Below are 24,671 nucleotides of genomic sequence, written 5' to 3'. Positions count from 1 at the left end.
GTAAAAGTTGAATGTATTCTATAAAATTTCAAATTGTATATGATTTTTTTAATAAAAAAATTGTTGATATTTTTGCTGATAATGGTAAAGTGCATGATTTTCAAATATTAAAAAATTCAAATCTTGAATTTTCAGAAAAAACAATAATTATTGGTGATTTAGGATATCAAGGTATACAAAATATTTATAAAAATACAATAAGATTGTATCTAAAATTAGAATTAAAGTTGAACATGTCTTTGCTTGATTGAAAAGATTCAAAATTTTAGTAAATAAATGTAGAAAATCTAAATTTAGACTTATGTACTTAAGATTTAACTTACTTTGTGAAATTTTTAATAAAATAAAATCATTAAAATAAAAAAATATTAAAAATATTTTTTTAAAATTTAAATTTTTATCGAGTTAATATAAAAATATTATTAACATTTTTTTGTTTAAAATGTAAACTCATTTTTTAAACTATTTTTTCAAAAAATATTTATTTCTATATTCAATAACACTAAATAGTTTTAAAACAATTTTATTGACAATTAATTAAATTTAATTACGGAATATGTCCAAAGATTAGTCATTTAGATAGATTAAAGTTAAAAACATCACCTAATAAAAAAGCGGCTGCGTTAAAAATACTTTGAGTAGCAGCAACAAAAGTATTTCGTAAAGAATTAACAACAGAAATAACTATTTCAAAGCAATTATTAGGATTAGAAAAAGAATGTTTACAATCAGTAGTATTGAACTGTATTAATAAAGATTCTAAGCAAATAATTTGAACTAAAAATATTTCTTTACCCCTTGATGAACTATGTTTATCATTTGGTATGTATAAATTAAGTGTTACTTTGAAAAATCCAAATAAAGAGGAATCTAATTATTCTGGTTTATTAAATACAAATGATAAATCTGAAGAAACAATAGTATATGAATTATTATTTGATGGAAAATGATTTAAAATAAATGATATTGAAAGTTCCAATATGAATTTGGCAGAAAGATTAAAATACAAAATTAATGAATTAGAAAGTAATTTAGAATGTGATAGTGATTTTGATGACATCGAAAAAAAAGAAATTAGTGCAATTGATTTACAAACTCAATCATCAACAGTTAAATCTAAATTAAACTTACCAAACTTGTAAAAAATATTATATGGAAAAAAGATTTCAATTGAAATCTTTTTTCCATATTTGTAAAATATTAAAAAGTTTATTGCATAATTTTAAAACTTTAGCAAAAATAAGTGTAAACTAAATAAACCTATTGTTTTTTATTTTTAAAATAATGGGTTTTTATTTAAATAAGGGGGAATCAAAATGAGTTTACAAACAAAAACTATTATTGAAGAAGAATTAAGAAATATAGAAGATTTAACATGATTTACTAAAAATTTTATTAGGTGTCATAAAAATTGACATCATGGTGAAACATGTAAATTTGAAAATCATTTTGATGAAAAAGATAAAAAATGTTTTCAATTTAGAACAATTATCGAAAAACCAAATAATGAAAACTATTTTATTTATGATGAAATAGTAAAAATAAAAGATAAAACCTTTTTTTTATTAAGATTACATGATGATAAAAGAAAAAAAGTTTGAGAATTATTAATTTATTTTGAAAATAATGAAATTGTTCAACAAATTAGACATTTACGTTATAAGCAATTTTTAAATGAAATTAAAAATAATGAAGAGCTTATAAAAAAAGAATCTAAACATACAACTATCATTAGAACACCATTTTTAGAATTTGTAAGAACTATTACAAATCAAAAACAAGAAAATATTATAGAAGAAGTACAAGATAAATATTGAATTTTTAAAAGGTTTATATGAAAGATTTTTCATGGTTTAATATTTTTTATTGCGTGGGGTGCTACATCTCCTATTGCTAAAATAATTATCACACCGATAATTAGTACATTTGTTGTGTCAAGTGCTATTATGGGTTGATTACCTTTTACTATTGCTGGTATTGTTGCTGGTATTTGTTACAAAATTTTATGTGAATGTGCTAAAAAATTAAGAACAGTAATGTTTTCAAATGTAAAAGACAAGTATCAACTTGAATTAGAACAGAAAATAAAAAAACTAGAAAATAGATCAAATAATTTAGAAGAAGAAGTTCAATTTTTAAAAGACATATCTTTAAATTCAAAAGAAGCAATAGAAAAAAGAATTTTAAATTGTTTGCAACAAACTAGAGAAAAAAATGAACCAAAAACTTTTAAAACTTTAAAAAAAGAATTAAATCGAAAGTTTAAAAGAAATAAGTTTTCAAAAAAATATTACCAATCAATTAATCAATGAAACGAAAAATGACAAGAAAATATTGCATTTTCAAAATATTTAGAACCTAAACATATAAAAAAAATAAAAGATGTTTTTACTGAAAATAAAAAAGAAAAGTATCAAATTGAATCCGAAGAAAAAACAAAAGAAATATGATCAGAATTTCAAGAATGAAAAAATAAACTAAAAGAGTTAGAAAAAGAAGCTAGTGAAACTAGAGTAAATGGATTTATTCCAGAAGAAGATAATAGACAAAAATCACCAGCTAGAACTATGAAAAGAATGGGTCTATAACTTTAAAAAAAATATTATAATTTTAATTTACCAAATTTATTACTCTATACACAATATTGAAAATTTGGTAAATTAGTTTTATTTTTTATTTGAAAGTTATATAATAACACATAAGTAGTTACAAAATACTTAGATTTTAGAGAAAGGAGAAAGTATTAAAGAAGGGAGAAATAGAAAGAAATATGCAATTTTATTTACAAGCTGATGTTGGTCAAGCTGTTATAAATACATTAAAAGCTTGAGGATTTTGAAGTGCAATTTTAGCAACGATATTTGTAATTTTTTTAGGTTGATTTTTAACGAAGAGAGGGATATTTAAAAAAGACTGAGAAGCAGTTTTAATTAAAATTGTTATGGTTGTTGGTTTACCATCTTTAGCTTTTGATGGTTTTATGACAAATACAACAACAGAGCAAGTTAAAACGCAAGTTGCAATTTTACTAGTTGGTTTTTTATTCTATATGATACTGGGAATAGTTGCTAAATATTTTTATATTAAATATGATAAGGATATTCAAGATACATTAGCAATGTGTACTGTATTTGCTTCAACAACATTTTTTGGAATTCCTGTAGTAACAGCACTATTTGATAATGGAGCTGCCACCTTACCAGCTAATATTTTTAATATTCCATATCGAATATTTTTATATTCATTAGGGTTTATTGTAATGAGCAAACCTATTAAAGCAGCAGTAGTAACAAAAGGACAAACTGGTGCTGATTTTATTGTTGATACAAAACTAAATACTGATGGATATGCACAAATTAGATCAGAAATGAAAGTAATAAAAAGAGAAAATTTAATAAAGAATGTAAAACAGATTTTTTTAAATCCAATTTTAATTGCAACTATGGTTGGATTTATTTTTTGAGTTACACAATTAATTCCTGGAATTGCTATTGTTCCTGATCAAAATGATATTACTAGTGGTCAATATTTTTCACCATTACGATTAGATAATACATTTCCACCATTGTTTAAAGTAACAAAAACTTTAGAGGCATTATGTACGCCATTAGCATGATTGGCAATTGGAATTACTTTAGCAAAAGGTAATTTTAAAGATGCTGCACAAGATAAAAAAGTATGATTTGGAATGGTAATGAAAATTATTTTTGCACCATTATTTGGATTAGCATTAGTTTGTGCAGTTGCGGCAATTGGAAAAGAAACCGGAGCATGAAAATTAGATACTGTTGGATTAGGCGTTATTGTAATTATGTTAGCAGCCCCCCCAGCATCAGTTATTGTTGCCTATTCAATTGCTTACAAAAAACAGCCATTGTTAACAAGTAATTTAACATTAATTGCTACATTATTTTCAATTATTTCATTACCATTTTGAGTAATTATTACTACAGCGATTGGCGCAACACCGTTATTTAGTTAAAATATAAACAAAAGAAAGGGAATAAAAATATGGCAAAAAAAATTAAAATGGTTTGTTATGGTGTTCGTAAAACAGAAAAGCTTTTTTTTGAAACATTAAATAAAAATTATGGATATGATTTAACATTAATTGAAGAGTATTTAACAAAGGATAATATTGAAACGGCAAAGGGACATGAAGCAGTAATGGTTCGTGCTAATTGTGACTGTTATGAGCAAAATTTATTAAAAATGAAAGAATATGGCGTTAAATATTTATTAACTAGAACTGTTGGTTATAATCATATTGATTTAAAAAAAGCTCATGAATTAGGTTTCGAAATGGCATATGTACCTTGTTATTCGCCCAATGCTGTTAGTGAATTAGCAGTAAGTATGGGAAACGGCTTACTTCGAAATTTATTTTATAGTGCTAATCATCAACAAAATCATAATTTTAAAATTGATGATTTTATGTTTGCCAAAGAAATTCGTAATTCAACAATAGGAATTATTGGAACTGGCCGCATTGGTTATCAAGCAGCTAAGGCATGACATGGAATGGGAGCAAAGGTATTAGGATATGATATTTATGAAAGTGATCAAGCAAAAAGTATTCTAACTTATTGTGATTTAAAAACTTTATTTAAAGAATCGGATTTAATTTCATTACATTGTCCATATATTAAAGAAGAAAATTACCATTTAGTTGACAAGAATTTTTTAGCAAAAATGAAACCTGGATCAGTTTTAATTAATGTAGCTCGTGGTGAATTAATGGATTTACAAGCAGTTTATGATGCAGTTAAAAGTGGTCATTTAAAAGGTGTTGGTTTGGATGTTTTAGAAAATGAAAGCAAAGTTTTTTTTAAAGATTTTGTTGGAAAACCAACTCCTGATAATATTACAAATAAATTATTATCATTATATCCACGTGTTATTGTGACACCACATATTGGATCGTATACTGATGAAGCTGTTAAAAATATGATTGAAATTACTTATGAAAATTTAAAAGTAATTTTATCTGGTCAAGAATGTAAAAATAAAATTTAATTTAATAATTGATTATAGTTATTTTACATATTGTATATGAAAAAAATAATATAGACATATTCCGTAATTAAATTTTTTAAAAGTCAATTAATAATTTTAAAATTTATTTTATAATTTTGTTATTAACAATAAATTTAGAAAAGTGTTGATAAAAATGATTTTTGAAAATTTAAAAAAATTAAAAAATGAAGAATTTTACAGATATTTTGGTATAAAACGTTTTCATTTTAATGAAATGTTAGAAAAATTAATTGAAATAGAAAAATTAGAAAAAACTAAAGGTCGAAAAAATAAACTTTCAGTAGAAGAAAGATTAATGATGACTTTATTATACTGAAAAGAATATTATACTTTTTTTCAAATGAGTATTAAATCTAAAATGAGCCCATCAAGTTGTTTTCGAAATATTACTTGAGTAGAAAATAAACTTAGTAACCACAAAGATTACCAATTTTTAAAAGAAAGATATAAATTAAAAATTGATAAAAAACAAGAAAATTCAAATCTTGAATTTTCAGAAAAAACAATAATTATTGGTGATTTAGGATATCAAGGTATACAAAATATTTATAAAAATACAATAATACCAATTAAAAGAACTAAAAATAAAAAATTAACTAAACAAGAAAGAAAATACAATAAGATTGTATCTAAAATTAGAATTAAAGTTGAACATGTCTTTGCTTGATTGAAAAGATTCAAAATTTTAGTAAATAAATGGTGGTTGGCCCTTAATGGTGGTTGGCCCTTAATTACTGGACCATTTTTGATATAAAATTCTAAATTTTAATTTGTAAAATTGGTGGTTTTAGAAATTTAGAATGTATTCTTTCATAATTATAAAACATAACATATTGATTTACATCATTTATAGCTTCATTGATGGATAAATATTGATTTGATCCTTTAGGTAGTCATTCTTGAGATAAATGAGAAAATCAGTTTTCAGATAATACATTACCACCAATATCATAAGGTTGTTTTTTGCTTAAAATTATTTGTTTATCCTCTGCTCATTTTGTGATATCCTGACAATAAAATTCGTTGGCGTTATCTGAATGTAAAATAACATTTTTTACTTGATTTCAAGAAAATTGTTTGTTGATTTTTTCAAGAGCAGGAAGAATTAAATCCTGATATGATTTATTAGGAGCAATATTATAACTAACAACATTATTTGAATAAAAATCAATAATTACAAAAAGATATAATCATCCTTCTTTAGTATTTATTTGTTTAGTGTCCATTGATCAAATTTGATTTGAAGAGGTTGTACTTTTATAATCTTTGTTTACTTTATCCATTGTAGGTATTCACTTATTTGGATTTTTTTTGTTTTTAGGATAGTTATTTTTAGTTTGTTTTAATCCTTGAATATTGTGTTCTTTCATAATTTTTCGCATTTGTTTTATTGATAATTCTATATTTAAAATGATATTTTTTTCTTGTTTTAATCACTCTTTAAAAGCTGAAAAAATTCTTAAATATCCATAAATTCTGCCTTTTCTTGTAGAATGAAATTCGATTAAAAGTTGGCATATTTTTTGATATTTATGATTGCATTTAATAATATGATTTTCTTCTTTTTTAATAGGTTTTTGTTTATTTTTTAAAAAGTAATATGTTGATCTGTTTAATTGAAGATATTGACATAGGTTTCTAATTGAATATTGATTTTTACAATCATCAATAATTTTAATTTTTTCTTTGATATTTAATTTGTTAATTACTAATGCTATTTGTTTAATTTTATCCATTAATAAAAATCCTTTCAGGTTAAAATTAGTGTTAATTATATAACACAATTGTTTTTAGAATACATTCAGGTTTTTTAAATTAATGGTCTAGTAAAAAGGGCTAAGTGGCAAGTGGCTTCTTTAATACTAATGATATAAAAACAAGACAAAACTTTTTAAGAGACAAAAATAATAAAGCAATTTGTTATGACTGTATTTTAAATGTTAGATTAAGTAGGAGATATAAATATGAATAAACAAAAAATATTTTCTTATAAAGACCAAGAAATTATTAATAAATATAATAAAAAACGTAATCAAGAAATAACAGAAGAACATTTAAATAATATAGAAAAATTAAAAGAAGATTTTAAAAAAGAAATAATTAATGAATATAAGAAAAATTTAATTTGTTCATTAAATATATTTTTAGGTCATTATATAGAACAATACAAAAAAGAAAAAGAAACATTTTATCGAAATCAATTACAAGGTTCAGTTAATACTATTGAATTATTAATTAATAAAATAAAATCCAAAGATTTTGATTAATAATGCAATATGACTTAATTATTGGTATTGACCCAGCAGGAATAGGTAGTAATGGAATTGTTATATATTCAAGTGAAACTAATAATATTGTTTTTAATGAAACATTTAATACATTAACTGTTTTATGAACTAAAAATATGTATAAAGAAAAAATGCAATTAATTAAAGAAAAATTTATTGATAAAAAAATATTAGTTATTGTAGAAAATTTCTTTTTAAGTTCAAAACAATTATTAACTAATCCATTAGCAACACCTAAAATTATTGGTGCATTAATGGTATTAGTACAAGATGTTTTCAACTGAGATTATCTAGAAAACCACCCAAAAAATAAAAATAAAATAACAAATTATAAAGGAAATATAAAATTAACAAAACATGAACAAGATGCTTATAAGCATATTCAATATTATTTAAAAAATCATAAAAAAATATTAATTTTTGATAATTATTTAAGGAAATTATAAACATGAAAGATAAAGCAAATTATGTCAAATTAACAGTAAAACTAAGTAACACTATTGAAGCAAAATATTACGAAAAAGGTAATAAAGAATTATATTATAGTGTTCGTGGTCAATGAAATGGTTTAAACTATGTTACTTTAATTTTTAATAACCCAAAACTTTATAATCGATGTATTTTATTAAACAAAAATGATGAAATTTTAGTAACTGGTCAAATTTTTAATAATTGAAATATGACTAAAAATCGTGCATTTTGTTCAATCAATGTTAAATGATTTAAAAAATGAAAAGAGTAAAAAATGATATTATGAAAAATTTTATTAATAGCACCAATTATAGTATTAGTAATAATAAAAAACAATTTCCATTAGATTTTCAATCATACATTAATAATCCAAATTTAGAACAAGAACAAACACTAAATATTAATTATATACCAATAGCAATTATGCGAAATAAAGCAAATGAATTAGCAGATTGTAATAAAGTAATGGATAAAATTAAAGCATTAGATGTCATTTATGAACAAATTGTTTTAGATACCATTTTAAATTCACCTAAATTTATATTTAGTCAAACTTATGGTAATGTTCAATCAACATTAGAAGAAGCAGTAAGAACATTAGTTACTAAAAATTACATATTTAAAAGCGGTGGAGATAATAATGAACAAAACGAAAATATCAATATGACAAATAGCAACTTTAAAGGTAAAAACTTAACTGATATATACGATTGAAATGTTAATGAAATATTTAAACGTTGTGGTATTCATATACCAAGTCAAAAGAAATCTGCACAACAATCAGTACCCGAAAGTACAGCTGTAAATATTTCAACTATTAATTATATTAGACATATTCCGTAATTAAATTTAATTAATTGTCAATAAAATTGTTTTAAAACTATTTAGTGTTATTGAATATAGAAATAAATATTTTTTGAAAAAATAGTTTAAAAAATGAGTTTACATTTTAAACAAAAAATTGTTAATAATATTTTTATATTAACTCGATAAAAATTTAAATTTTAAAAAAATATTTTTAATATTTTTTTTATTTTAATGGTTTTATTTTATTAAAAATTTCACAAAGTAAGTTAAATCTTAAGTACATAAGTCTAAATTTAGATTTTCTACATTTATTTACTAAAATTTTGAATCTTTTCAATCAAGCAAAGACATGTTCAACTTTAATTCTAATTTTAGATACAATCTTATTGTATTTTCTTTCTTGTTTAGTTAATTTTTTATTTTTAGTTCTTTTAATTGGTATTATTGTATTTTTATAAATATTTTGTATACCTTGATATCCTAAATCACCAATAATTATTGTTTTTTCTGAAAATTCAAGATTTGAATTTTTTAATATTTGAAAATCATGCACTTTACCATTATCAGCAAAAATATCAACAATTTTTTTATTAAAAAAATCATATACAATTTGAAATTTTATAGAATACATTCAACTTTTACCAGAAAAATATTCTAACTGTAGTTTTTTTTAGTTGGTCTTTCAATTTCAATCTCAGTTGAATCAATTAAATAAAATTGAAATTCATTTGAATTTTCTTGTTTTTTATCAATTTTTAATTTATATCTTTCTTTTAAAAATTGGTAATCTTTGTGGTTACTAAGTTTATTTTCTACTCAAGTAATATTTCGAAAACAACTTGATGGGCTCATTTTAGATTTAATACTCATTTGAAAAAAAGTATAATATTCTTTTCAGTATAATAAAGTCATCATTAATCTTTCTTCTACTGAAAGTTTATTTTTTCGACCTTTATTTTTTTCTAATTTTTCTATTTCAATTAATTTTTCTAACATTTCATTAAAATGAAAACGTTTTATACCAAAATATCTGTAAAATTCTTCATTTTTTAATTTTTTTAAATTTTCAAAAATCATTTTTATCAACACTTTTCTAAATTTATTGTTAATAACAAAATTATAAAATAAATTTTAAAATTATTACTTGATTTTTCAAAAAAATAATTACGGAATATGTCTATTGAACAAAAGTTATGACAATTTAATATTGATATTATTAAATTTATTCAAATATTAGTACGTTTAGATAAAGACTTATTAAATAGTAAAACATTTAATATTAATGATGAACAAGAAATTAATAATTTAATAGTTAAATTAAAATTATTTAATCCCGAAAATAACCAATTAATAGGAGAGAACAATGGAAAACAACAACAAACCACAAACGAAATTTCCACAGAAACAAACTAAACTTAATCAAGCAGAAGTAGAAAATGATTATTTAATCGATAATATTCCTTATGACTTTACTAATATGATGGCTGCTACTAGTGACCCCGATATTAATAGAGCATATGATGAATTTAAAAAAAGAACAATTTATATTTATGAAATTGAACGTTTATTTAAAAATAATGAAAATAATAGTTTAAAATTTTCAGCAAATACTATTAAAATTGGATTTATTGATGTTGATAAAGTATTAAAAACTATTGCAGTTGAAACATCAGACTTTACTATGCAATTAAATCAAAGAGCAAGTACTAATATTAATGATAATACAATTGAATATAGTATGACTGATATTAAAAATTAAATTTTTCAAGAAATAAATTTATTAAATCAATTTAAATTATATGCAGTTAGTATAAATGAACCATTAACTGAAAATAATATTGATAATTTATATATCATTAATAATTATTCACAACCTTATCAAAATCCAAAAACAAGAAGTACTAAAAGTATAACTATTATTAAAATTAAAGATTTTAAAACAAGAGATGGTTATCCAATTATTATTAAATTATAAAAACCATTAGATAAAGATACAAAAGTAATTGGTTTAAAAATTAAAGCCCCTAGAAGCATGATTTTTGGCAATATAAAGGTACTTGGTGAAGTTGACAATATGGAAGTATACCCAAAGTTATTTGTTAAAGATAAGATAGCATTTCCGCTATTATCAATGCCTATTGAAACTCAACCAAAAGTTAGAATATTACAACAATGATTTAGTGGACGTATGAGATTAACCCTTAGAATTATGAGTAACATTAACAATATAACTGCAAATTCTATGATTTGTTAATTAAATTATATCATAAAATGTATAAATAGTTAAAAATATAATTTCAAAATTACATTTAAATAACACAAAAATCCTAATCTTAAAATTAGAATTAAAAAATATGAAGTTTTAACTTATTAAGTACTATTAATATAACTTCTAGTGTTTAAATAATTTGCTTTTGCAATTAACATATTATTTAATGTTTGATAATTATATATTTTTGCTCCATTAGTTAAAGATTTTAAAAAATGATAAACATCACTTTCAGCACTACAACCAATATTTCAAGAAGCATTTTGATTTACAATACCATGAGCATTATTTTTAAAATAATTATAAGTTTTTTCATTAACATTAGGTTTTAAAAAATTAAGTAATTGATTACAATCACCACTTGAAAAAGTAGTAGCACCTTCAATATATTTAGTTCAATCATGAGTTTCTTTTTTCTTACCACGAACTCCAACAAAAGATTTTCATAAATAATTTAAAGCATGAAACTTATCTAAAATATAATAACATCCCAATCAACTTGCCATTGCTTTAATTCACAATGCACCATCACCAGCAGCAACTAAATTATAATTATGATAATCTCATTGAACACCTAATATATTTAAATTAATATCATAATGATTAAGAATAGTTTGTGTTGTAAATTGATATAATTCATGTTGATTTAAACCATTACCAGTTTTAAATAACATAAATGAAGTTATTTTTTTATCTAATTTATTTCTATATGAATAAATTTCTTTTTTACCTAAATTAAAAGTTAAAAGTCTACAACAATATTGTTGTTTTATACCATTTTCATCTCAACAAGTAACAAAAGCATCATCTGCACATATATTTAATTTTTGATTATCTAATACTTTAAATTTTTCTTCTGGTATTCATTTTTCAATTTTTGCTTCTTTAAAAATCCTTGAAATAAGATTTTTAGAAAAAGAAGTATATTTAAATTCTGATTGAATATTAAAATAACCTTTTTTACTTATTAAATTTTCAATTAAATTATCTAATATATCAAAGGACATATTCCGTAATTAAATTTAATTAATTGTCAATAAAATTGTTTTAAAACAATTTAGTGTTATTGAATATAGAAATAAATATTTTTTGAAAAAATAGTTTAAAAAATGAGTTTACATTTTAAACAAAAAATTGTTAATAATATTTTTATATTAACTCGATAAAAATTTAAATTTTAAAAAAATATTTTTAATATTTTTTTTATTTTAATGGTTTTATTTTATTAAAAATTTCACAAAGTAAGTTAAATCTTAAGTACATAAGTCTAAATTTAGATTTTCTACATTTATTTACTAAAATTTTGAATCTTTTCAATCAAGCAAAGACATGTTCAACTTTAATTCTAATTTTAGATACAATCTTATTGTATTTTCTTTCTTGTTTAGTTAATTTTTTATTTTTAGTTCTTTTAATTGGTATTATTGTATTTTTATAAATATTTTGTATACCTTGATATCCTAAATCACCAATAATTATTGTTTTTTCTGAAAATTCAAGATTTGAATTTTTTAATATTTGAAAATCATGCACTTTACCATTATCAGCAAAAATATCAACAATTTTTTTATTAAAAAAATCATATACAATTTGAAATTTTATAGAATACATTCAACTTTTACCAGAAAAATATTCTAACTGTAGTTTTTTTAGTTGGTCTTTCAATTTCAATCTCAGTTGAATCAATTAAATAAAATTGAAATTCATTTGAATTTTCTTGTTTTTTATCAATTTTTAATTTATATCTTTCTTTTAAAAATTGGTAATCTTTGTGGTTACTAAGTTTATTTTCTACTCAAGTAATATTTCGAAAACAACTTGATGGGCTCATTTTAGATTTAATACTCATTTGAAAAAAAGTATAATATTCTTTTCAGTATAATAAAGTCATCATTAATCTTTCTTCTACTGAAAGTTTATTTTTTCGACCTTTATTTTTTTCTAATTTTTCTATTTCAATTAATTTTTCTAACATTTCATTAAAATGAAAACGTTTTATACCAAAATATCTGTAAAATTCTTCATTTTTTAATTTTTTTAAATTTTCAAAAATCATTTTTATCAACACTTTTCTAAATTTATTGTTAATAACAAAATTATAAAATAAATTTTAAAATTATTAATTGACTTTTAAAAAATTTAATTACGGAATATGTCTAAAATATAAATCATTAGTAATTCTTGCTCTTTTTTTAATACCAAATTCTTCATAAATTGGATAATTAGTTTTTTTATTAATTTTATCTCAATAAACTCTTTGTCTAAAAGTATCCATTCCAATTGGAGTATTTACTGTTCTATTACATGTTCAAGCAACTTTATATTGATTTTTATCTCTATTTAGAAAAAAATATTCATCAAAATTATGGATTTTTTGAAAATATTTTGCTAAAATGTTACTGATTTCAGATTTTAGAAATCCTTTAAAACTAAACATTTTTTAACACCTTTCTATTTATTTTTTAACTCAAAAATTGTATCAAATTTATTAAAATATTGTTGAAAAATGTTTGGTTTTAGAGTATAATATTAGTGAACGATAAAATAAACTGCAAATTCTATTTACGTTTAAAAGATAACTTTTATTAGTTATCTTTTCTTTTTTAATAAAATAATGTACAATAAAGAAAAATAGAAATAGAAAAGGAAAATAAAAATGGACATTTGAGTAATTATATTTGGTATTTGTTTACCAATTACTATTGTTTTGGGATTACTTGCTTTTGATGGTATAAAACAATGTCAAAAAAATAATATTTTTGGTATTTTAAGATTAACAATTTCTTTAAATATAATTGGCGCTTTTATTGGTTGCATGATTATATACAAAAAACAAAATCCAGAATTTAAATTTTGAAAAAATAAATGTAGTAAAATTTTTAAATTTAAAAAAAGAAATAAAAAAATAGCAGTATAATGCTATTTTTTGTTATAATTATATTATAAAAATTAAATAAAAGAATATATGAAGTAATTAATAAAGTTAATAAGTTAGTTTTTTTCGGTCACTTAACTTAAAGATTATATTAATTATATCATAAATTTTTGTGTTTTTAAAGCATATGAAAGGAGATTTTTATGTGCAAGAAGAAAAAATAAAAATAAGAACAATTTTTAATGATGCAAAAGCATTAAGAGAAAAATTAGAAGAATATTTTAATCATTGTAAACAAACTGAAGAAGTACCAACTAAAATTGGTATGTTAGTTTATTTAGATATTACAGAAAATACTCTTTATAGTTGAAAACAAAAAAAGAGAAATACTTTTTTACAACAAATTAATTGAGCATATTTACAAATACGTCATATTAATACACAAAGATATTTAAAAGCAAATGCAAATAATACTGCATGATATTTAGAAAGAGCATTTGTGAAAGAATATCATTTATCTACAAAAATTGATATAAAAAGTAGTGATAATACAGCCCCTATAGCAATTAGTTTAGAAAATAAAGGTAAGAATAAATGTTAAGTAATTTTGGTTATTTATTAGATATTGCTAAAAGAATGTATTTAAAACAACCTTTAAATATTACTAAAATTAAACAATTAGGTAGTCGTAAATCTGGTAAAACATTTAGTGATATTGAATTTCTTGGTATTTTATTAATGTTAGAAAATATTAATATTCATGCTTATTTAATTCGTAATATGTCAAAACAATTAAATGATAGTTGACAAGAATTAAAACAAATTATTAAAGCAACATATCCTAGTATTAATTTTATTATTAGTGAAACTAAAAAAACTATTGAATTTAATGGTAGTAAAATAACTTGTAAATATTTACATTCACAAGATAATAGTAATGTTAAATTAACTGGATTAGCAAGTAATTATTTATATGATTATGTAATTATATGAAGTGATGAAAGATATGAAATTACTGAAAATGATTATCAAGATTTAAAAGATGCAATTCGTGGTGCAAATCAATTATTAGAAATTGAAAGTTGTAATCCTTGAAGTATTTTAAATGAATTTATTAAAAAAACTATAAATGCTTGTCCACAAAATGAAAAACAAATTATTAATGAATATGAACAATTTACTATTATTGATAATACTATTTATCATTATCAAAATTGAAAATTAAATACTCATTTAAAAGATAGTGATAAGCATCAATTATTAGAAATAGAAAAATTAGACCCAATATCTGCAAGAGTAAGAAGTCATGGATTAGTAGGTTATGAATCTGGTGGAATATATTCACATTTAATTCATAAGATTAGTAGATTATTACAACCAAGTTATAGATTTAGTGCTGGATTAGATTATGGGTTTAAAGATGATGCTTTAGCATGTGTATTAATAGGTTTTGATTATAATTTTAAATTTGTTAATGTTATTGATTGTTTAAAAATAGAAAATAAATTAATACGTTATGATAATAAGCAATTAGCAAGATTAGTAGTAGAGTTTTATATTAAATTAGCAAAAGAAAATAATTTGTTATATGAATATGGTTTAACTGTATATTGTGATTTTAGTAATTATACATTTATTGAAATGTTAAATGATACAGCAATTAAATATCAAGTTAATTCATAACTATATTTTAAAGATTGTGTGAAATTAAGACTTGAGTTTAGAATAGGTAAGAATGTTGCTTTAATGGCATCAGAACGCTTAAATATTAGTATGAATGCACAATCATTATTAGATGAATTTAGATTGGCTGTATGAGACCCTAAAAGTATTAAACAAATACCATTAGCGGGTAATGACCATTTACGAGATGCTTTTGATTATGCTATAGAACCATATATTAGAAATTTAAGTGCAGATATAAATCCTTATTTTGAAAGGAAGTAACATATGAATAATAATGAAACATTAATATCTGAATCTAATAATACTGAATTATTATCATCTAAATGATGTTTGGTAAATTTATCAGAAATGGTTGCAAATCATGGGAGTAAATTATTATGAGGTAATGGTTATACTTTAACAAGTGAAGATGATGATTATAAAAGAGCAATTGAAAAATTAAAAGAATGAAATAATTTTGATAGTTTATTTTATCAAGATTGTCATATTAAATCTGGTTATGGTTATAGTATTATTCAAATTGATAAAAGTAAAGCTGGAAGAATAGCATTAAATTTTGCTCAACCATATGCTCAATCAAGAGTTGCAAGAGTATTGGAAACTGAATATAGTGCTAGTACTTGGTCAAGATTACAATATGATGACCAAAGTATTTATGTTAAAACAACATATACTCCAAATCAAATAATTAGATATTTTACTAGTGATACTGTTACTTTAGATGGTTTACAAAAAGAAATAAGTGATGATTTAAAATTACCATTAATAGAAAATCATAATTTAGGTATTATTCCAGTTAAATTTATGCAAAATTTACCTAAGAAGAATTTCTTTGGTGGAGTTATTGGTGATTATTATCCAGATAATACTGCTTGTAAAGGTTTACAAAAATTATTAAATCATACTTTTGAAATAGTATGAAAAGAACTTGAATATAATCGTACAAGAGTATTTGCTAATATTACTCAACAAGAAGTAAATCAATCTAAAACTGCATTTGATTTTAAAAAATTATTTGGTGATTTTATATTACAAACAAATTTAAGAAGTGTAGGAAGTACTAGTGGTACATTACCAATTGCAGTAATTCAAGGAACACCAATATTAGATAAATATGTTGAATTTATACAATTTATTATTGATAAATATTTTGAAGCAAATGGATATAGTCCAGTAAATGATACTACAAGTCAAAAAACTGAAGCAGAAGTATTAATTACTAATTCTCGTGATATGGAAACTACAAGAATTAAAAGAACTTTAAATCAAAGTGATTGAAATGAAATATTTCAAAGATGTTTTATATTAATGGGATTAGATGGTGATAAATCTAAATGAACATTTGAAATTAAAGAAAATACTATTACAGATAGATTAAAATCACTTGAAATTGATGAAGCAGAATTAAGATTAGGAATTACTAATATTAAAAGAATTATTGTTAAAAGATATGGTGTTAGTGAAGAAGAAGCACAACAAATTATTAATGAAAATAGAAAATATCAAAAAGAAGAAATTGAATTTAATAATACTTTTTTAGGAGAAACTAAAAATGGGAATGATACCGAAAATAAATCATCAATTAATTAAAACTGTATGAAAAAGTACAGGTGAAATTGAAAAAGATTTTACACAAAATAAAGATTTACAATTTCGTGTATGTCCTTTTACTATTATTTTAGGTGCTATAAATTCAACGGAAACTGGATATAAACCACCAACTTCAATTCCTAATGATTATACTTCATTTAGTAAAATCTTTACTGGAAGAGAAGCAATACAAGCAGTTTGAGACCATTCTTATTATCCCAGTCAAGAAAAAGATAATCCAGATGAAGCATATAAAGATTTACAAGTTGGAGATGTATTTTATGGAAATATTGTAAGTGACCAATTAGGTATTACTTATTCAGCAACTCCAGCAAATAATGCTTTTATTCAAGAACAAGCAATTAAAAATGTAGTTATTAATATTCCAAATGAAAAAAAGAATTTTAATTTTATTAATAATATTGTTTCAAATTTATATAAGTTATATATGATTCCAGAAATTAATAAAGTTATAAATACTGATAAATCAATTAAAGTTGATAGACAATGATATATTCTTGAAGTAGCAACTAAAACTTATAATCCCGAAAATAAAGAACTTGCTTTTATTCAATGTACTTTTAGTTCGTTAAATGATAAATTAGCACATAGTGGATTAGCAATTAATCAATATGTACAATTAGGTGCCCCGGGCGACCCAGTTGCATTACCAGCATTAGATGAAAATAATAATATTATTTTAGATGATAATTATTTAACTCCATTACCAGTAACACATTGTCAAATATCTTTTTATGGTTCAGTTAAACCTATTTCAATAGCATTATGAGGTAGAGATATTGATAATAATCCTATTAATACTAAACAACATAAATATAGACAATATCCAAGTAAATTATTATTTCCATGACAATATCAATGTTCAACTTATGACCCAGTAAGTTTTCAAGCATTACCAGAAACAAATTATGTATTAACTGTACGTGGTGAAAGTACAATTGATAGTTATCAAGATTGACAAAAAGTAATTTCTCCAAATTATGATGATGGTGCAACAAAACATTATGAAGGTCATTTAAGAACTAATGTTGAAAAAACTAAAAATACTAATAAAGTTGATGTATCAAATAGATTAGTAAATTATTGAGATAATAATTTTTTAAATGGTGCTGAAATAGAAGATTATAATTATGCAACTGCTGGTAATCCATATTTTCAATATTATAATAAAAATAATAAAAAATTTATTGGTAATACTCATTATAATATGAATAATAATAAATTTAAGCAATTAAATACTATTAATGCTTTACATTATTTTATTTATAATCCTATTAGTGAAATACCTTTAACAGTTAGAGAAACTATTAAAATTAATCTTAATACTATACCTGTATTTGGCTCATTTATGAATGCTTTTGTTGGTGGATTAGATATTGGTGCTAAATTATCAAGTAATTTATTAATACCACAATTTCCTTATATAAATGGCTTAATATCTGCTGAATTATATAATTTTTATACAACATTATTATATAGTTCACAAAGTACTAATCCAGCATTAATTCCATTAGATGTATTTAGAAATGAAACACCAGATACTATTCAATCTGTATTAGGTACAGCAAGTCATATGACATCATTTACATTTAATTTAACAGATAAGATTAATTTACAAAATTTTAATATTAATGATGCAAGTATTTCTTCACAAGGAATTTATGATACTGTAAATTTAGGTCAATTAAATGGTGCTGGTGGTAAAGATACAGTTTCATTATTACCAAAAGAAAATAGTTTAATTCCATTATTAAATGAACCTAAATTTACTGATACAAATATTGTTAAATGAGCAATTGATATGATTGATATTAAGGTTGTTGGTAAAAGTAATTTTAAAATAACATTTTATAGTATGCCAGATAATAGAAATGGTGCTGTTAATGATAATTTTAGTATTTGAAGTGGTACTTATCAAACAGTTGGTAAAGCAAGTAATAATAGTAGATTAATTCAAAATACATTTATTTTAGCAAATAATACTTTTAAATTTGACCAACCATTTAATTATCCACAAGCAATACAACCACCACCATTAATAGAAAGAGCACATCCTATATTTATTGATTTAAGTAATCAAAGTCAATATGGAATTAATAATAATATTAATTCTCCATTAGAAAATGCAAGTTTAAATTATCAAATGAGACCCCATATTTTAGAAGATGTTAAAGGTAAATTTCATAATAGTATTGGTATTTATGTAAATCAATATGGTTATGATAATGTTGATAAATTTAAAGAAGATTATGAAAGTTTAACATTTAATTTTAATTTTAATATGAATGCAATATATGATGATAGACCATTTGCAGAAAAATATATAAATAATAAAAATTGATTTACACCTATAAAAATTAATTTAACTGATATTGGTAATTTACCAGATAACCAAAATGATACTGCTCTTTTTCAAGATAATGATAATACTTATAACAATGATTCTGGAAATCATAATGATAGTAATAATAATTGAACATTTAATATAAAAAATGAAGATTATGGTGGTACAGGAATTAATCAAACTGCTTCTTTAACAAATGCAGAAAGATTAAATAATATATATATTAATGATTTAATATGAACTAATGATAATCAAACAACTAGTGGTAAAAATTTACCAAATAGTATTTGATTTAAAATAATGGCTTTTAAAACAAAAGCATATAAAAGTCAAGATTATAACTTAATCGTAGTTCAATACCAATTTATAACAACATTAGTACCAAAACTTTATATGGCAGCCTCATCTGCTAATTGAAATCTTCAAACTACGTCATTGGTGATTAATCCAAAAAGTTCAACTTAGAAAGGTGGTGATAATTATGTTAAATGAAAATGAAATGAAAGAAGGTAATACTATGGAAGAAAAAGAAAAAGATGAACAAGAAAGTGAATCAAATTCAACAGATAATGAATCAAAAGAGCCAAAAAGTGAATCAAAACCCGAAGAAAATGAATCAAAACCAGTAGAAAGTGAATCAAAAGACAATGAAACTGAAGAGTCTAAAGAACCAACTTTAGAAGAAAAATATAAAGAATTAGAAGAAAAATATAATGCTTTATATAAAGAAAAAACTGATAAAGATAGAGAAATTAGACATTCAGAAAGTTATAAAAAATATGATTTATCACAAGAAAATATTAATTTATTAAAAAGATATCTTGGAGATAAAGATGATATTGAAGAAGAATTATCATTATTAAATAAAGATTTTCCACATTTATTTAATAAAAATAAAGATACAAATATTAGTAATTCTTTAGATGTAAAAGATAAATTTAAAGAAAAAAAAGAAGATGTAGATACTAATAAATTTGGAATGGTAGGTGGTTAATATGACAAAAATTGAATTTAATGAAAAATATAGAAAACAAGATATCAGAATTGATAGGGATTTTGAATTACATATTGATAATTGTTTTAAATTTACTGATATTAATATATTACAAAATGCAATTAATGATTATCAAACATTATTAAATGAAATGCCACAATTAGTTAAAGATTGACTATTAGGCTAATATAGAGGGAGAAAAATAAAATGGCAATTATTACAACACAATCAACAACAATTAATGACCCTAGTACACCTAGTGGTAAAGCAGATTTATCAATTAAATATCTTAAAAATTTAAAAGTTTTATTATCAAAAAGAGTAGCATTAATTAATGCAACAGTAGAAAATAGAGAGCAATTAGATGCTGGTACTGCTATTTATGATGTTACAAAACGTAATATTACACAAGATTATAAACGTGGTGCTGGTGAAAATGATGTAACAGCAATTAGAACAGAACAAATTCTTTTAAATAAATCAAAAGAAATTAATTATGAAATTGAAACATTAGATTTAAAAAGATTAGGTGCTAAATTTGAAGATGGTGGCATTATTATGGGTGATAGTTATGTTTCTGGTTGAATTGATGCAAAAGCCAAATCAGTAGAAGTATATTTAGTTGCTAAATTACTTCAATTAGCAGTTAAAACAGCAAAAGATAATGGCATTATTAATATAGCATTACCAACTAATCCTAAAACAGATGATTATAGAGCATTATTATGATTAAAAATCTCAACTACATTAGCAACTTTAAAAGCAAGAATTACTGATGAATATATTGGTACAAATGAAGAAGATTATACATTATGAGTATCTAGTTTTTTAAACCGTTAGTTTTATTAGCAAATGCTAATTTAGGTAGTGAAAGTTCTAGTGAAGCATTAGCTAGTGGTAAAGTATTAGAAATTGGTGGTATTAAAATTATAGAATGTCCATGATTAGGAAGAAATTATCCAGCTGGAGTTATTGATAAACAAGAAGGATTTGACTTTAGGGGTTGTGATGCTGTATTAGTGCATAAAGAAGCATTGGCATTTCCGTTTAATCGTGGTCTTGATAATACATTTATTTTACAAACTAATGGTAATATTAAAAACTTTCATAAGTTTTTAGTAAGTGATGGTAAAGCATTAAGACCAGATTTAGTTAAAGGATTTACAGTTACTTCAAGTATAGATATTGCAACAGCAATTGAATTTACTAATTTAGGTGCTATTACTATGGCTGGTGCAACACCAACTGCAGATGAAGTAGAAAAAGCAGTTATTGCTAAAAATCCTAATTATCGAAAAGGTAATGCTAATTTTTCAGATTTAACAGCAACAAGTGCTAATGTTGAAGGTAAAAATTTATATGATGGTTCTTTACAAGTAACTTTTACAAAGAAGTAATTTAAATGCCTATTATTTTACTTTTAAGAATAATATTAGAAACTGCTGTTAGTGATATTCAAACTGCTGAATTAATAGAAAAATTTAAAAAAAATAATTCATTATTTAATAGTTTTTTAAAAAAACCAGCAGGAATATTAAAAACTAGAATTTTTTCTAAAACTTTAGGAAAAGGAAAGTTACAAGAAGAATTAAATACTTTTAATAAAAATCTTCAAACACTTACTAATTTACCAGTAATTCATAAAAAAATAATGACACATATTACTAGTAAAAATATTGCTAAAATTCAACAATTACAAAAGCAATATTTAACTGGTCAAAAATTTATGCAACAAGGTAAAGAAATTATTATGGAAGATTTAACTGAACAAGACTATCAAAAAATAATTGGTGTTCATGTTAATTTAACAAGTTTAGCATTATCGGGTGGAATGTGAGTACCAATTATTCAATTAAAAGGTGAAACTTATGGAATTGCCACAGTAGAATTTAAAACATCAAGTAAAACTTATGATTTTTTTAATATACCTTTAAGAGTATGAGAAGAAATGGTAAAAACTAAAACAATAGATGGTCATGGTGCATGAAGTATTCTTGGAGATTATTATTATGGCGGACTTAGAAAAGTTAAAAAACCACAAAGACAAGAAAGAACAAGATATTCAGTCAACCTTTTAAATGAAAGAGCAACTGATAAAAAACTTAATAAGTTTGTAGTTAATAAATCACAAGTAGTACAAGGATATGGAAGGTATAAAGATTATGGAAAACAAAAATAATATTGATTGAAATGTAAATTTAAATTATATTACAAAAGATGATTTAAAAACTATATATGGTTTTATACCAGATGCTGACCAAACTACTACTGATAATACTAAAACTGATTTTACTATTATGGCTATTGCTATATCAAGTGAAAGAATTAATACTATTACTGGTAATCAAATTGAAGTAATAGGATTTAAAAATCTTAATGAAACTCAACAACAATTAGTTAAAAGAGCAACTGCAAGAATGACTATATATTATTTAACTGATGGAATGGCATTTATAAGAAGTTCAGTATCTATTAGTGGTAATGGTTTATCAAGTAGTATTAGTCCACCAAGTGAACCAGATTATGTTTTAATGGAAGTATATAATTTATTACAACAAGCAAATTTACATACTCCAAGAAAAGCAATTAATAATCCTATTTCATGTAATACAGATAATTTTAATACTCCTAGTATTTTTGATGAAAGTGATACTAAACTAATTACTTGAGATTCTGGTAATAAAACATTTTTACAAAAAATGAGTTTAATTGAAGGTACTGGTATAAAAATAGATAATGTTAGTGATACTATACCTAAATTAAAAATTCATGTTGATAGTAATATTGATTCATTATGAGAAGTTGATAAAGATAATATTAATTTTGTTAAATTAAAAGATGATAAAGGTATTATTGCTAATAATAAAAGAATTATTGATGTTGGAACACCTACTTTTGAAACTGATGCAACTAACAAAGAATATGTTGATAATAAAATACCAGATTTAACTAATTATTATAAAAAATCTGTTTTTATGAAAGGATATTTTACATATAAAGATGATAGAGACCAATTATGAATAAATGATAGTTCAAATAGTTCTCTTGCTATCTCATTATTGCTTAATAATACTTATGGAAGATTAGAAACTAATAATAAAAATATTGTTGGTGCTATTAATGAAATAAATAAAAAACAAGTTAAAGAAAATTGAAAAATAATAGGTAAAAGTATAAATAATCGTAAATATGGTGATTTTAATCTTGCTTTTAATACTCTTTATAGAGTAATTATTACATGGGAATCTCCACCATTTCATCAAGTAAATACAAGAATAACAGTAGAATTTAAAACAGGTAATTATTTAGGTGGAATACATGGAAGTAAAATATTTCTTACAAAAGGTTTAATTAATAATGAAGAAGGTATTTTATATTTACAATTATTAGATATTAATAAATGACAATTAATTTTAGAAGGTGGAAATGAAAAATATGCAAATATTTTTTCATTAGAAGAATTACAAAATACAGTTAAAGTAGATATTATTCAACCTATAAAAATTACAAGTCATACTTTAAAAATAAATGAATTAAAAAATAATGAGATTAATATTGAATTACCAAATACTCCAACACCAAGTCCAAGTATTCCACAATGAAAAGAAGTAGGAGAAGTTATAACAGATAAAAATAATAATAATCAAAATTTTATAAAATATATATTTAAAGATAAAACACATTATAGAATATATATAAGTTATGGTGATTATACAAGTAAAGAAAATAATAAAAATTATAGTTGACAAATAATTAATTTTTATTATCAATTAGATACAAGCGTTGTAAAAAGTAGTTTATGAATAGCGAATAATAACAATAACCAACAAACTGAAATTAATATTTATAACAATAGAATAATGTGGGGTATGGGTAGAGATTATATTTTTAAAAAATTAGAAGAATTACAGGAATAATATTATGTTTTTTAAAATTATAAAAATTATTTTAGGTTTAATTGGAGTTTTATTATCTTCTGCAACTGCTGGTTTAATTATATTTATTATTGTAAAAATTGTATTAAAAATTAATCAAATATTTTAGAAAGGTGGTGATTTAATATGGATACTACAACAATTATTATAGTTGCTAATTTATGTATTAATGGGGGTTATGTTTTAATTAAATTAGGAAAAGCATTTATTGCTTTTGGTAAATCTTTAACAGACCCTAATAAAAAAGCACTTAAAAAACAAAATAAAATTAATAAATTACAAACTAAATTAAATTCTATTAATAAACAACCAGAAGTAAAAAGTATTTATTAATAATAAAAAAATACCTTTAAT

General features: G+C 22.2%; 34 protein-coding genes. 27 read left to right on the top strand and 7 right to left on the bottom strand.

The features are described 5' to 3' along the window. Window positions 1-11 precede the first annotated feature (11 nt). From AAHM89_RS09815 to AAHM89_RS09790, 6 genes are all read left to right on the top strand, one after another. Window positions 12-269 (top strand): transposase, encoded by a 258-nt coding sequence (locus AAHM89_RS09815; RefSeq protein WP_339047950.1) that lies wholly within the window; start codon window positions 12-14, stop codon window positions 267-269. A gap of 555 nt (window positions 270-824) precedes the next feature. Beyond that, complete coding sequence (locus tag AAHM89_RS09810; protein ID WP_342266223.1) at window positions 825-1,142, top strand: hypothetical protein; 318 nt, start codon at window positions 825-827, stop codon at window positions 1,140-1,142. A 174-nt stretch (window positions 1,143-1,316) separates the two neighbouring features. Continuing rightward, window positions 1,317-2,588 carry a hypothetical protein gene (locus AAHM89_RS09805; RefSeq protein WP_342266222.1) on the top strand — a complete coding sequence of 424 codons (1,272 nt, stop codon included), beginning with the start codon at window positions 1,317-1,319 and terminating at the stop codon, window positions 2,586-2,588. A 182-nt stretch (window positions 2,589-2,770) separates the two neighbouring features. Further along, window positions 2,771-3,982, top strand: coding sequence for an AEC family transporter (locus AAHM89_RS09800; RefSeq protein ID WP_342266221.1), 1,212 nt, complete (start codon window positions 2,771-2,773; stop codon window positions 3,980-3,982). A gap of 29 nt (window positions 3,983-4,011) precedes the next feature. Beyond that, window positions 4,012-5,016 carry an NAD(P)-dependent oxidoreductase gene (locus AAHM89_RS09795; protein ID WP_342266220.1) on the top strand — a complete coding sequence of 335 codons (1,005 nt, stop codon included), beginning with the start codon at window positions 4,012-4,014 and terminating at the stop codon, window positions 5,014-5,016. A 154-nt stretch (window positions 5,017-5,170) separates the two neighbouring features. Continuing rightward, window positions 5,171-5,791, top strand: a complete 621-nt coding sequence (locus tag AAHM89_RS09790; protein WP_342266219.1) for a transposase family protein — start codon at window positions 5,171-5,173, stop codon at window positions 5,789-5,791. Window positions 5,792-5,795: 4 nt separating this feature from the next. On the opposite strand, the gene AAHM89_RS09785 is transcribed toward AAHM89_RS09790, so the two are convergent. Further along, window positions 5,796-6,773 (bottom strand): IS3 family transposase, encoded by a 978-nt coding sequence (locus tag AAHM89_RS09785; RefSeq protein WP_342265776.1) that lies wholly within the window; start codon window positions 6,771-6,773, stop codon window positions 5,796-5,798. A 228-nt stretch (window positions 6,774-7,001) separates the two neighbouring features. Here AAHM89_RS09785 and AAHM89_RS09780 point away from each other — a divergent pair, with 228 nt between their 5' ends. Genes AAHM89_RS09780 through AAHM89_RS09765 form a run of 4 tightly spaced genes read left to right on the top strand, consistent with a single transcriptional unit; the run spans window position 7,002 to window position 8,639 of the window. Continuing rightward, on the top strand, window positions 7,002-7,304 hold the full coding sequence (locus tag AAHM89_RS09780; RefSeq protein WP_342266218.1) for a hypothetical protein: 303 nt from the start codon (window positions 7,002-7,004) through the stop codon (window positions 7,302-7,304). A 2-nt stretch (window positions 7,305-7,306) separates the two neighbouring features. Further along, on the top strand, window positions 7,307-7,771 hold the full coding sequence (locus AAHM89_RS09775) for a hypothetical protein (protein ID WP_342266217.1): 465 nt from the start codon (window positions 7,307-7,309) through the stop codon (window positions 7,769-7,771). A gap of 2 nt (window positions 7,772-7,773) precedes the next feature. Then, entirely contained in the window at window positions 7,774-8,067 is a 294-nt protein-coding gene (locus tag AAHM89_RS09770) for a hypothetical protein (RefSeq protein ID WP_342266216.1), read from the top strand. After that, entirely contained in the window at window positions 8,055-8,639 is a 585-nt protein-coding gene (locus AAHM89_RS09765; RefSeq protein ID WP_342266215.1) for a hypothetical protein, read from the top strand. Before AAHM89_RS09770 ends, AAHM89_RS09765 begins: the two co-directional genes overlap by 13 nt. 187 nt (window positions 8,640-8,826) lie before the next feature. Here the strand turns inward: AAHM89_RS09765 and AAHM89_RS09760 are convergent, their stop codons facing one another. After that, window positions 8,827-9,234: a transposase family protein gene (locus AAHM89_RS09760; RefSeq protein ID WP_339045908.1), complete on the bottom strand. Its 408-nt coding sequence runs from the start codon at window positions 9,232-9,234 to the stop codon at window positions 8,827-8,829. A gap of 23 nt (window positions 9,235-9,257) precedes the next feature. After that, window positions 9,258-9,680 (bottom strand): transposase family protein, encoded by a 423-nt coding sequence (locus AAHM89_RS09755; protein ID WP_339045912.1) that lies wholly within the window; start codon window positions 9,678-9,680, stop codon window positions 9,258-9,260. 96 nt (window positions 9,681-9,776) lie between these two features. Here AAHM89_RS09755 and AAHM89_RS09750 point away from each other — a divergent pair, with 96 nt between their 5' ends. The 3 genes from AAHM89_RS09750 to AAHM89_RS09740 all read left to right on the top strand — a co-directional run bounded on the left by AAHM89_RS09750 (window position 9,777) and on the right by AAHM89_RS09740 (window position 10,857). Continuing rightward, a complete protein-coding gene (locus AAHM89_RS09750; protein ID WP_342266214.1) occupies window positions 9,777-10,016 on the top strand; it encodes a hypothetical protein in 240 nt (79 codons plus the stop codon). Then, on the top strand, window positions 9,967-10,362 hold the full coding sequence (locus tag AAHM89_RS09745; RefSeq protein ID WP_342266213.1) for a hypothetical protein: 396 nt from the start codon (window positions 9,967-9,969) through the stop codon (window positions 10,360-10,362). Before AAHM89_RS09750 ends, AAHM89_RS09745 begins: the two co-directional genes overlap by 50 nt. Before the next feature lie 273 nt (window positions 10,363-10,635). Next, entirely contained in the window at window positions 10,636-10,857 is a 222-nt protein-coding gene (locus AAHM89_RS09740) for a hypothetical protein (protein ID WP_342266212.1), read from the top strand. Between the two features lie 116 nt (window positions 10,858-10,973). Here the strand turns inward: AAHM89_RS09740 and AAHM89_RS09735 are convergent, their stop codons facing one another. From AAHM89_RS09735 to AAHM89_RS09720, 4 genes are all read right to left on the bottom strand, one after another. Then, the gene (locus AAHM89_RS09735) at window positions 10,974-11,879 is read right to left on the bottom strand and encodes a hypothetical protein (protein ID WP_342266211.1); all 906 of its coding nucleotides are present in this window, start codon (window positions 11,877-11,879) and stop codon (window positions 10,974-10,976) included. A 196-nt stretch (window positions 11,880-12,075) separates the two neighbouring features. After that, window positions 12,076-12,483 carry a transposase family protein gene (locus AAHM89_RS09730; RefSeq protein ID WP_339045908.1) on the bottom strand — a complete coding sequence of 136 codons (408 nt, stop codon included), beginning with the start codon at window positions 12,481-12,483 and terminating at the stop codon, window positions 12,076-12,078. Between the two features lie 7 nt (window positions 12,484-12,490). After that, window positions 12,491-12,928, bottom strand: a complete 438-nt coding sequence (locus tag AAHM89_RS09725) for a transposase family protein (protein WP_339046404.1) — start codon at window positions 12,926-12,928, stop codon at window positions 12,491-12,493. An 87-nt stretch (window positions 12,929-13,015) separates the two neighbouring features. Then, entirely contained in the window at window positions 13,016-13,309 is a 294-nt protein-coding gene (locus AAHM89_RS09720) for a UPF0236 family transposase-like protein (protein WP_342266210.1), read from the bottom strand. Between the two features lie 219 nt (window positions 13,310-13,528). Here AAHM89_RS09720 and AAHM89_RS09715 point away from each other — a divergent pair, with 219 nt between their 5' ends. The 14 genes from AAHM89_RS09715 (at window position 13,529) to AAHM89_RS09650 (ending at window position 24,650) form a co-directional block, all read left to right on the top strand. Beyond that, the gene (locus tag AAHM89_RS09715; protein ID WP_338958565.1) at window positions 13,529-13,789 is read left to right on the top strand and encodes a hypothetical protein; all 261 of its coding nucleotides are present in this window, start codon (window positions 13,529-13,531) and stop codon (window positions 13,787-13,789) included. 163 nt (window positions 13,790-13,952) lie between these two features. After that, window positions 13,953-14,348: a terminase small subunit gene (locus AAHM89_RS09710; protein WP_174480004.1), complete on the top strand. Its 396-nt coding sequence runs from the start codon at window positions 13,953-13,955 to the stop codon at window positions 14,346-14,348. Beyond that, window positions 14,342-15,430: a phage terminase large subunit gene (locus AAHM89_RS09705; RefSeq protein WP_342266209.1), complete on the top strand. Its 1,089-nt coding sequence runs from the start codon at window positions 14,342-14,344 to the stop codon at window positions 15,428-15,430. The genes AAHM89_RS09710 and AAHM89_RS09705 overlap by 7 nt, the downstream gene beginning before the upstream one ends. A gap of 63 nt (window positions 15,431-15,493) precedes the next feature. After that, complete coding sequence (locus AAHM89_RS09700) at window positions 15,494-15,694, top strand: hypothetical protein (protein ID WP_342266208.1); 201 nt, start codon at window positions 15,494-15,496, stop codon at window positions 15,692-15,694. Window positions 15,695-15,697: 3 nt separating this feature from the next. Continuing rightward, window positions 15,698-17,023, top strand: a complete 1,326-nt coding sequence (locus AAHM89_RS09695) for a hypothetical protein (RefSeq protein ID WP_342266207.1) — start codon at window positions 15,698-15,700, stop codon at window positions 17,021-17,023. After that, on the top strand, window positions 16,986-19,853 hold the full coding sequence (locus AAHM89_RS09690; RefSeq protein WP_342266206.1) for a hypothetical protein: 2,868 nt from the start codon (window positions 16,986-16,988) through the stop codon (window positions 19,851-19,853). The genes AAHM89_RS09695 and AAHM89_RS09690 overlap by 38 nt, the downstream gene beginning before the upstream one ends. 16 nt (window positions 19,854-19,869) lie before the next feature. Further along, a complete protein-coding gene (locus AAHM89_RS09685; protein WP_342266205.1) occupies window positions 19,870-20,382 on the top strand; it encodes a hypothetical protein in 513 nt (170 codons plus the stop codon). Window position 20,383: 1 nt separating this feature from the next. Continuing rightward, on the top strand, window positions 20,384-20,569 hold the full coding sequence (locus AAHM89_RS09680; RefSeq protein WP_342266204.1) for a hypothetical protein: 186 nt from the start codon (window positions 20,384-20,386) through the stop codon (window positions 20,567-20,569). A 20-nt stretch (window positions 20,570-20,589) separates the two neighbouring features. Continuing rightward, window positions 20,590-21,222 carry a hypothetical protein gene (locus AAHM89_RS09675; protein ID WP_342266203.1) on the top strand — a complete coding sequence of 211 codons (633 nt, stop codon included), beginning with the start codon at window positions 20,590-20,592 and terminating at the stop codon, window positions 21,220-21,222. 179 nt (window positions 21,223-21,401) lie between these two features. Next, window positions 21,402-21,779 (top strand): hypothetical protein, encoded by a 378-nt coding sequence (locus tag AAHM89_RS09670; RefSeq protein WP_342266202.1) that lies wholly within the window; start codon window positions 21,402-21,404, stop codon window positions 21,777-21,779. A 5-nt stretch (window positions 21,780-21,784) separates the two neighbouring features. Next, window positions 21,785-22,561, top strand: a complete 777-nt coding sequence (locus AAHM89_RS09665) for a hypothetical protein (RefSeq protein ID WP_342266201.1) — start codon at window positions 21,785-21,787, stop codon at window positions 22,559-22,561. After that, window positions 22,545-24,299 carry a hypothetical protein gene (locus tag AAHM89_RS09660; protein ID WP_342266200.1) on the top strand — a complete coding sequence of 585 codons (1,755 nt, stop codon included), beginning with the start codon at window positions 22,545-22,547 and terminating at the stop codon, window positions 24,297-24,299. Before AAHM89_RS09665 ends, AAHM89_RS09660 begins: the two co-directional genes overlap by 17 nt. Window positions 24,300-24,303: 4 nt before the next feature. Continuing rightward, entirely contained in the window at window positions 24,304-24,426 is a 123-nt protein-coding gene (locus tag AAHM89_RS09655; protein ID WP_338973392.1) for a hypothetical protein, read from the top strand. A gap of 17 nt (window positions 24,427-24,443) precedes the next feature. Continuing rightward, entirely contained in the window at window positions 24,444-24,650 is a 207-nt protein-coding gene (locus AAHM89_RS09650; protein ID WP_342265895.1) for a hypothetical protein, read from the top strand. The last annotated feature ends 21 nt before the right edge of the window (window positions 24,651-24,671 follow it).

Origin of the sequence: Spiroplasma endosymbiont of Villa modesta (genome assembly GCF_964030925.1) — a bacterium.
GTDB lineage: Bacteria > Bacillota_I > Bacilli_A > Mycoplasmatales > VBWQ01 > Spiroplasma_E.
The sequence above is the reverse complement of the archived record's forward strand: the minus strand, read 5'-3'. Positions and strand labels throughout refer to the sequence as shown.